The sequence below is a fragment of the Streptomyces sp. NPDC060209 genome, from assembly GCF_042728155.1.
Lineage (GTDB): Bacteria > Actinomycetota > Actinomycetes > Streptomycetales > Streptomycetaceae > Streptomyces.
On record NZ_JBHWZS010000379.1, the window covers coordinates 1 to 7,511 of the forward strand.

The window sequence follows — 7,511 nt, forward strand, 5'->3', positions numbered from 1 at the left end:
CGGGTGGACCTTGGGGGCGGCCGGCGGCGGGGGGGTTTACGCGGCCGGAGGGCCCGGCCGGAGCCCGCTGTGCGGGGGCTCCGGCCGCTTCCGTATGCCGCCGGGAGCCCGTCGCAGGGGTGGTGGGGGTGACGCAGATCGGGTAGATACGGACGAGTGGTACCGATCGGCACGCGTACGGCCCGACCCATATCCCGACTCGCGGCGAGGTGAGCTCCTCATGTCCGCCCCATCCGACATCCCCCAGGCCCCCAAAGTCACCGAGCGTGAAGCGCGGCAGGTGGCCGAGGCCGCCCGTGAACAGGACTGGCGCAAGCCGAGTTTCGCCAAGGAACTCTTCCTCGGGCGCTTCCGGCTGGACCTGATCCACCCCCATCCCCTGCCCGCCCCGGACGACGTACGGCGCGGCGAGGCCTTCCTCGCCCGGCTGCGCGAATTCTGCGAGACCCGGGTCGACGGCGCCCTCATCGAGCGTGAGGCCCGGATCCCCGACGAGGTGATCAACGGCCTCAAGGAACTCGGCGCCCTCGGCATGAAGATCGAGACCAAGTACGGAGGCCTGGGGCTGACCCAGGTCTACTACAACAAGGCTCTCGCGCTGGCCGGTTCGGCCAACCCCTCGATCGGCGCGCTGCTCTCCGCCCACCAGTCCATCGGCGTACCGCAGCCGCTGAAGATGTTCGGCACGCAGGAGCAGAAGGACGCCTTCCTGCCCCGTCTCGCGCGGACGGACATCTCAGCCTTCCTCCTCACCGAACCCGACGTCGGCTCCGACCCGGCACGGCTCGCCACGGCGGCCGTACCCGACGGCGACGACTACGTCCTGGACGGTGTGAAGCTCTGGACGACCAACGGCGTCGTCGCCGACCTGCTCGTCGTCATGGCCCGGGTCCCCGCGTCCGAGGGCCACAAGGGCGGCATCACCGCCTTCGTCGTCGAGGCCGACTCCCCGGGCATCACCGTGGAGCACCGCAACGCCTTCATGGGGCTGCGCGGCATCGAGAACGGCGTGACCCGCTTCCACGAGGTCCGCGTCCCCGCGGCCAACCGGATCGGCGCCGAGGGTGCCGGCCTCAAGATCGCCCTCACCACGCTCAACACCGGACGCCTCTCCCTGCCCGCCATGTGTGTGGGCGTCGGAAAGTGGTCCCTGAAGATCGCCCGTGAATGGGCGGCGGTCCGCGAGCAGTGGGGCAGGGCGGTCGCCCGGCACGAGGCGGTCGGCGCGAAGATCTCCTTCATCGCCGCCACCACCTTCGCCCTCGAAGCGGTCGTGGACCTCTCCTCGCAGATGGCCGACGAGAGCCGCAACGACATCCGCATCGAGGCGGCGCTCGCCAAGCTGTACGGATCGGAGATGGGCTGGCTGATCTCCGACGAGCTCGTCCAGATCCGTGGCGGACGCGGCTTCGAGACCGCCGCCTCGCTCGCGGCCCGCGGCGAACGCGCCGTCCCCGCCGAGCAGATGCTCCGCGACATGCGGATCAACCGGATCTTCGAGGGCTCCACCGAGATCATGCACCTGCTGATCGCCCGCGAGGCCGTCGACGCCCACCTCAAGGTCGCAGGCGACATCATCGACCCCGACAAGCCGTTCTCCGACAAGGCGAAGGCGGGGGCCAACGCCGCCGGGTTCTACGCACGCTGGCTCCCCAAGCTGGTCAGCGGACCCGGTCAGAGGCCCAACGCCTACGGTGAGTTCCGCGTTCCCGGGCACCCCGACCTCTCCGTGCACCTGCGGTACGTCGAGCGCTCGTCACGCAAGCTGGCCCGTTCGACCTTCTACGCGATGTCCCGCTGGCAGGGCCGCATGGAGACCAAACAGGGCTTCCTCGGCCGGATCGTCGACATCGGGGCCGAACTCTTCGCGATGAGCGCCGCCTGTGTCCGGGCGGAGCACCTGCGGGCCGACGACGACCACGGCCGCGAGGCGTACCAGCTCGCAGACGTGTTCTGCCGGCAGGCCCGTATCCGGGTCGAGGAGCTCTTCAACCGGCTCTGGTCCAACACGGACGACATCGACAAGCGTGTCGTCGACGGAGTCCTCTCCGGGACCTACACCTGGCTGGAGGAGGGAGTCATCGACCCCAGCGGCGACGGCCCCTGGATCGCCGACGCCACCCCCGGCCCGGCCACCGGAGAGAACGTCCACCGCCCCATCCGCTGAACCCGGCATCCCTGCGGGGCACGTCCACTGCCTGGACGCGCCCCGCAGGCACGCCCGCCGCAGGGCAAAATGGACGCCCGTGACCGTCATCGACATCCCCGGCTCCAAGTCCGTAACCGCCCGCGCCCTGTTCCTGGCCGCCGCGGCGGACGGCACCACCACCCTCCTGCGCCCCCTGCACTCGGACGACACCGAGGGGTTCACCGAGGGGCTGACCCGCCTCGGCTACGGGGTCAGCCGCGAGCCGGACCGCTGGCACATCGAGGGACGCCCCGCGGGACCCGCCGCCGCGGACGCCGAGGTCCACTGCCGCGACGGGGCCACCACCGCGCGCTTCCTGCCGACGCTCGCCGCCGCCGCGGTGTCCGGCACGTACCGCTTCGACGCCTCCGCGCAGATGCGCCGCCGCCCCCTCGCACCCCTCACCGAGGCCCTGCGCGCCCTCGGCGTGGACCTGCGCCACGAAGGAGCGGAGGGCCACCACCCGCTCACCATCGAGGCGTCGGGCGTCAAGGGCGGCGAACTGACCCTCGACGCGGGGGAGTCGTCCCAGTACCTCACCGCCCTTCTCATGCTCGGCCCGCTCACCGCCGAAGGCCTCCGGATCGACGTCACGGAGCTGGTCTCGGCGCCGTACATCGAGATCACCCTCGCGATGATGCGCAGCTTCGGAGTCGAGGTCGTCCGGGAGGGGAACACCTTCACGGTGCCGCCCGGCGGCTACCGCGCCACCACCTACGCGATCGAGCCCGACGCGTCCACAGCGAGCTACTTCTTCGCCGCGGCGGCCCTGACCGGCCACGAGGTCACCGTCCCGGGCCTCGGGACGGACGCGCTCCAGGGAGACCTGCGCTTCACCGAGGTCCTGCGCCGCATGGGCGCCGACGTCCGTACGACCGCGGACGCCACGACCGTGCGGTCCTCCGGCCGGCTCTCGGGCCTGACGGTCAACATGCGCGACATCTCCGACACGATGCCGACCCTCGCGGCGATCGCGCCGTTCGCCACCTCGCCGGTACGGATCGAGGACGTCGCCAACACCCGGGTGAAGGAGTGCGACCGGCTGGAGGCCTGCGCGGAGAACCTGCGGAACATGGGGATCACCGTGCACACCGGACCCGACTGGATCGAGATCCACCCCGGCACCCCGCGCCCCACGGAGATCGCCACCCACGGTGACCACCGCATCGTGATGTCGTTCGCCGTCGCCGGCCTGCGTACGCCCGGCATGAGCTACGACGACCCCGGCTGCGTGCGGAAGACCTTCCCCCGGTTCCACGAGGAGTTCGCGGAGTTCGTGGCGAGGACCGCCGGCCGGGAATGACGGTGCGCTCCGGCGCGGGGCGGACTACGGTCGCCGGCATGATGTCCCGGAACGATGTCCTGTCCGTCCTGGTCCTGCTGCGCGAAGCGGGCACCGACGTGGTGATCGCCGGAGGGTGGGGCATCGACGCCCTGCTCGGGGAGGAGACCCGGGAGCACCGCGATCTCGATCTCCTGCACATCCGCGAGCAGGAGTCCGTCGTCGTGGCGGCGCTGGAGTCGGCCGGATACACCGAGACGCTGGACTGGCGCCCCGCCCGCTTCGTGCTCAGCCATCCCGACGGGCCCGAAATCGACCTGCACCCGCTGGAGTTCGCCGCCGACGGGTCGGCCGTCCAGTCCTCGCTCGACCCCGCTGAGCCCTTCCGCTACCCGGCCGCCTGCTTCGTCACGGGCACCATCGGGGCGACCACCGTGCGCTGCATCTCCGCGGAGCAGCAGGCGCTGTTCCACCAGGGCTACGAACCCGCCGGGCGCGATGTGGCGGACATGCGGCGGCTGAGGGAGAAGTTCGGCATCGAAACGCGTTTCTGACCCCTGGATGCCGCACAATCGAGCCTCGGCGCGGTCGGACACGGCTCGCGTTCGTCAACGGGAGACAGGGGCAGGGATGTTCGGGGCTTACGGGGCGGGCGGCAGACGGGGCGCCCTGGCGGCGGGATGCGCGGTGGTGGCCCTCATGGGGCTCACCGGGTGCGGTGGCGGAGACGAGGACAGCGGCAAGGGCGGGGCCGGGAAGAGCCCTGCCCCCTCGCGCCCGGCCGCCACGGCTGCTGCGGCCGACGGGCTCACCGAGGCGCAGCTCACCGCCGTCGCCTTCACCGACGGGGAGCGGGCCGGCGACCTCACCGCGTCCGAGTACACCCTGGACGGGCCGCTCGGGGACGCCTACGCCGCCGACCCCGCCGTCTGCCAGCCGCTCGTCAGCCTCGCCGGTGACGTCAGTGACTACGCGCCCGTCGCCCAGGTGCAGCGCAAGGCCGACAAGCCCGAGGAGATGCTCGGAGTCACCGTCGACGTGACCCTGCGCTCGTACGGCAACGGCGAGGCCGCGAAGGTCATGAAGTCGCTGGACAGGGCCGGCCGGGAATGCGCCGGAGGCTTCACCGAGGAACGGACCGTCGCGCGCGCCAGGTACGAGGAGGCCGAACCGGCCGCGCTGCCCGCCTTCGCGGACGAGGCCGACGAGGCGAAGGCCTACCGCTTCACCGTTCTCGACGTGAAGGGGAAGCTGAAGCTGTACGAGTACCTCACCGTCCTGCGGTCCGGTTCCACCACGCTCGCCTTCCGCGGCGAGATCCTGGGCACCGAGGACATCGGCGGGGTTCCGGAGGACGTCATGGCCGCCCAGTGGAAGAAATTCCGTGCCGGGCAGTCCTGAGGCACGCGCCGACGGGGGAGCGCTGTCAGCGCGCACAGCGCATGCGGCAACAATGGGGGTCATGAGCGACAGCCCCGCACCCCTCGCCGACCCGCATCTCGTCTTCGACGCGGCGCAAGGCCGCCGGGATCTGGTGATCCTCGGCTCCACCGGGTCCATCGGCACCCAGGCCATCGACCTGGTCCTGCGCAACCCCGGCCGTTTCCGCGTCACCGCGCTCTCCGCTGCGGGCGGCAGGGTCCGCCTCCTCGCCGAGCAGGCGCGGCAGCTGCGCGTGCACACGGTCGCGGTCGCCGACGGGGACAAGGTACCGGCGCTCCGCGAGGCCCTGCGCGAGGTCTACGGGGCGGGGGAGCCGCTCCCGGAGATCCTGGCCGGCCCCGACGCCGCCGCGGAACTCGCGGCGAGCGACTGCCACACCGTGCTGAATGGGATCACCGGCTCGATCGGCCTCGCCCCGACGCTCGCCGCGCTGAAGGCGGGCCGCACCCTCGCACTGGCGAACAAGGAGTCGCTGATCGTCGGCGGCCCGCTGGTGAAGGCGCTGGCGGCCCCCGGCCAGATCATCCCGGTCGACTCCGAGCACGCCGCGCTCTTCCAGGCGCTCGCCGCGGGCAAGCGTGCCGACGTCCGTAAGCTCGTCGTGACCGCGTCCGGCGGCCCGTTCCGCGGGCGTACACGCGCCGAGCTGGCCGACGTGACCCGGGAGCAGGCCCTGGCGCACCCGACCTGGGCCATGGGCCCGGTCATCACGGTCAACTCCGCGACCCTGGTCAACAAGGGCCTGGAGGTCATCGAGGCGCATCTGCTCTACGACATCCCGTTCGACCGGATCGACGTGGTGGTCCACCCCCAGTCGTACGTTCACTCGATGGTGGAGTTCACCGACGGCTCCACGCTCGCCCAGGCGACCCCGCCCGACATGCGGGGGCCCATCGCCATCGGTCTCGGCTGGCCCGAGCGGGTCCCGGACGCGGCCCCCGCCTTCGACTGGAAGACGGCCTCGACCTGGGAGTTCTTCCCGCTCGACACGGAGGCGTTCCCGTCCGTCGGACTCGCCCGGCACGTGGGCACCCTGGGCGGCACGGCGCCCGCGGTGTTCAACGCGGCCAACGAGGAGTGCGTGGACGCGTTCCTGGCGGGACGGCTGCCCTTCAACGGAATCATGGATACGGTCACAGCGGTGGTGGCCGAACACGGCACCCCCGCCACGGGAACTCCGCTGACGGTCGCGGACGTCCTCGAAGCGGAGACCTGGGCCCGGTCCAGGGCCCGCGAACTCTCGGCGGAAGCGACAGCGGAGGCGCACGCATGAGCATGACGACGATTTTGATGACGATCCTGGGGATCGCCATCTTCGCCGTGGGTCTGCTGTTCTCGATCGCCTGGCACGAACTGGGCCACCTGTCGACGGCCAAGCTCTTCGGGATCAGGGTGCCGCAGTACATGGTCGGCTTCGGCCCGACCGTCTGGTCGCGGAAGAGGGGCGACACCGAGTACGGCATCAAGGCCATCCCCGCGGGCGGCTACATCCGCATGATCGGAATGTTCCCCCCGGGACCCGACGGCCGGCTTGAGGCGCGCTCCACGTCCCCCTGGCGCGGGATGATCGAGGACGCCAGGTCCGCCGCCTTCGAGGAGCTCCAGCCGGGCGACGAGTCGCGCCTCTTCTACACGCGCAAGCCGTGGAAGCGCGTGATCGTGATGTTCGCCGGCCCCTTCATGAACCTGGTCCTGGCCGTCGCGATCTTCATGGGCGTCGCGATGACCTTCGGCTTCCAGACGCAGACCACCGAGGTCGCGGGCGTCCAGCAGTGCGTGATCTCGCAGAGTGAGAACCGTGACACCTGCAAGACGTCCGACCCGGTCTCGCCGGCCAAGGCCGCGGGCCTGAAGGAGGGCGACACGATCGTCGCCTTCAACGGGCAGAAGATCGACGACTGGGCCACGCTCTCGGACAGGATCCGGCAGACCATCGGCCCCGCCACCATCACCGTGCAGCGCGACGGCCAGGAACAGACCCTGGACGCCGTGCTGAAGAAGAACGCCGTGGCCAAGAAGGACGCCGACGGCGAGGTCGTTCCCGACCAGTACGTCAGCGCCGGTTACCTCGGCTTCGCCGCCAAGACCGAGATCCTGCCGCTCTCCTTCGGCGACTCGGTCGTCCGCATGGGCGACATGATCGAGAACGGCGTCGATTCGATCATCGCCCTGCCCTCCAAGGTCCCCGACCTGTGGAACGCGGCGTTCAGCGACGGCGAGCGTGCCGACGACTCGCCGGTCGGAGTGGTCGGTGCGGCCCGTATCGGCGGCGAGGTGATGAACCTCGACGTCCCGGCCCAGAACCAGATCGCGATGATGCTGTTCCTGCTGGCCGGGTTCAACCTCTCGCTGTTCCTGTTCAACATGCTGCCCCTGCTCCCGCTGGACGGCGGGCACATCGCCGGTGCTCTCTGGGAAGCCCTGCGCCGCAATGTGGCCAAGGTCTTCAAACGGCCCGACCCCGGACCGTTCGACGTGGCGAAGCTCATGCCCGTCGCCTACGTGGTCGCCGGAATCTTCATCTGCTTCACACTCCTGGTGCTCGTCGCCGACATCGTGAACCCCGTCAAGATCACCTGACGCTTCACGGTGTGCGGC

General features: G+C 70.7%; 6 protein-coding genes. All 6 read left to right on the forward strand.

What is annotated here, in order from left to right:
* Positions 1-220: 220 nt before the first annotated feature.
* Positions 221-2,167 (forward strand): acyl-CoA dehydrogenase family protein, encoded by a 1,947-nt coding sequence (locus tag ACFWFI_RS38730; RefSeq protein ID WP_387399933.1) that lies wholly within the window; start codon positions 221-223, stop codon positions 2,165-2,167.
* A 79-nt stretch (positions 2,168-2,246) separates the two neighbouring features.
* Positions 2,247-3,491: a 3-phosphoshikimate 1-carboxyvinyltransferase gene (gene aroA / locus ACFWFI_RS38735; protein ID WP_387399936.1), complete on the forward strand. Its 1,245-nt coding sequence runs from the start codon at positions 2,247-2,249 to the stop codon at positions 3,489-3,491.
* A 38-nt stretch (positions 3,492-3,529) separates the two neighbouring features.
* A complete protein-coding gene (locus tag ACFWFI_RS38740) occupies positions 3,530-4,024 on the forward strand; it encodes a nucleotidyltransferase domain-containing protein (protein WP_387399939.1) in 495 nt (164 codons plus the stop codon).
* 76 nt (positions 4,025-4,100) lie between these two features.
* Entirely contained in the window at positions 4,101-4,871 is a 771-nt protein-coding gene (locus ACFWFI_RS38745) for a hypothetical protein (protein ID WP_387399941.1), read from the forward strand.
* Between the two features lie 61 nt (positions 4,872-4,932).
* Entirely contained in the window at positions 4,933-6,186 is a 1,254-nt protein-coding gene (gene dxr, locus ACFWFI_RS38750; RefSeq protein ID WP_387399944.1) for a 1-deoxy-D-xylulose-5-phosphate reductoisomerase, read from the forward strand.
* Complete coding sequence (locus tag ACFWFI_RS38755; RefSeq protein ID WP_387399947.1) at positions 6,183-7,493, forward strand: M50 family metallopeptidase; 1,311 nt, start codon at positions 6,183-6,185, stop codon at positions 7,491-7,493. Before dxr ends, ACFWFI_RS38755 begins: the two co-directional genes overlap by 4 nt.
* The last annotated feature ends 18 nt before the right edge of the window (positions 7,494-7,511 follow it).

Excerpts from the sequence above, each read along its gene's own strand:
- ACFWFI_RS38730 (WP_387399933.1), top strand. The coding sequence starts at position 221 with ATGTCCGCCCCATCCGACATCCCCCAGGCCCCCAAAGTCACCGAGCGT.
- ACFWFI_RS38740 (WP_387399939.1), top strand. The coding sequence starts at position 3,530 with ATGATGTCCCGGAACGATGTCCTGTCCGTCCTGGTCCTGCTGCGCGAA.
- ACFWFI_RS38745 (WP_387399941.1), top strand. The coding sequence starts at position 4,101 with ATGTTCGGGGCTTACGGGGCGGGCGGCAGACGGGGCGCCCTGGCGGCG.
- dxr (WP_387399944.1), top strand. The coding sequence starts at position 4,933 with ATGAGCGACAGCCCCGCACCCCTCGCCGACCCGCATCTCGTCTTCGAC.
- ACFWFI_RS38755 (WP_387399947.1), top strand. The coding sequence starts at position 6,183 with ATGAGCATGACGACGATTTTGATGACGATCCTGGGGATCGCCATCTTC.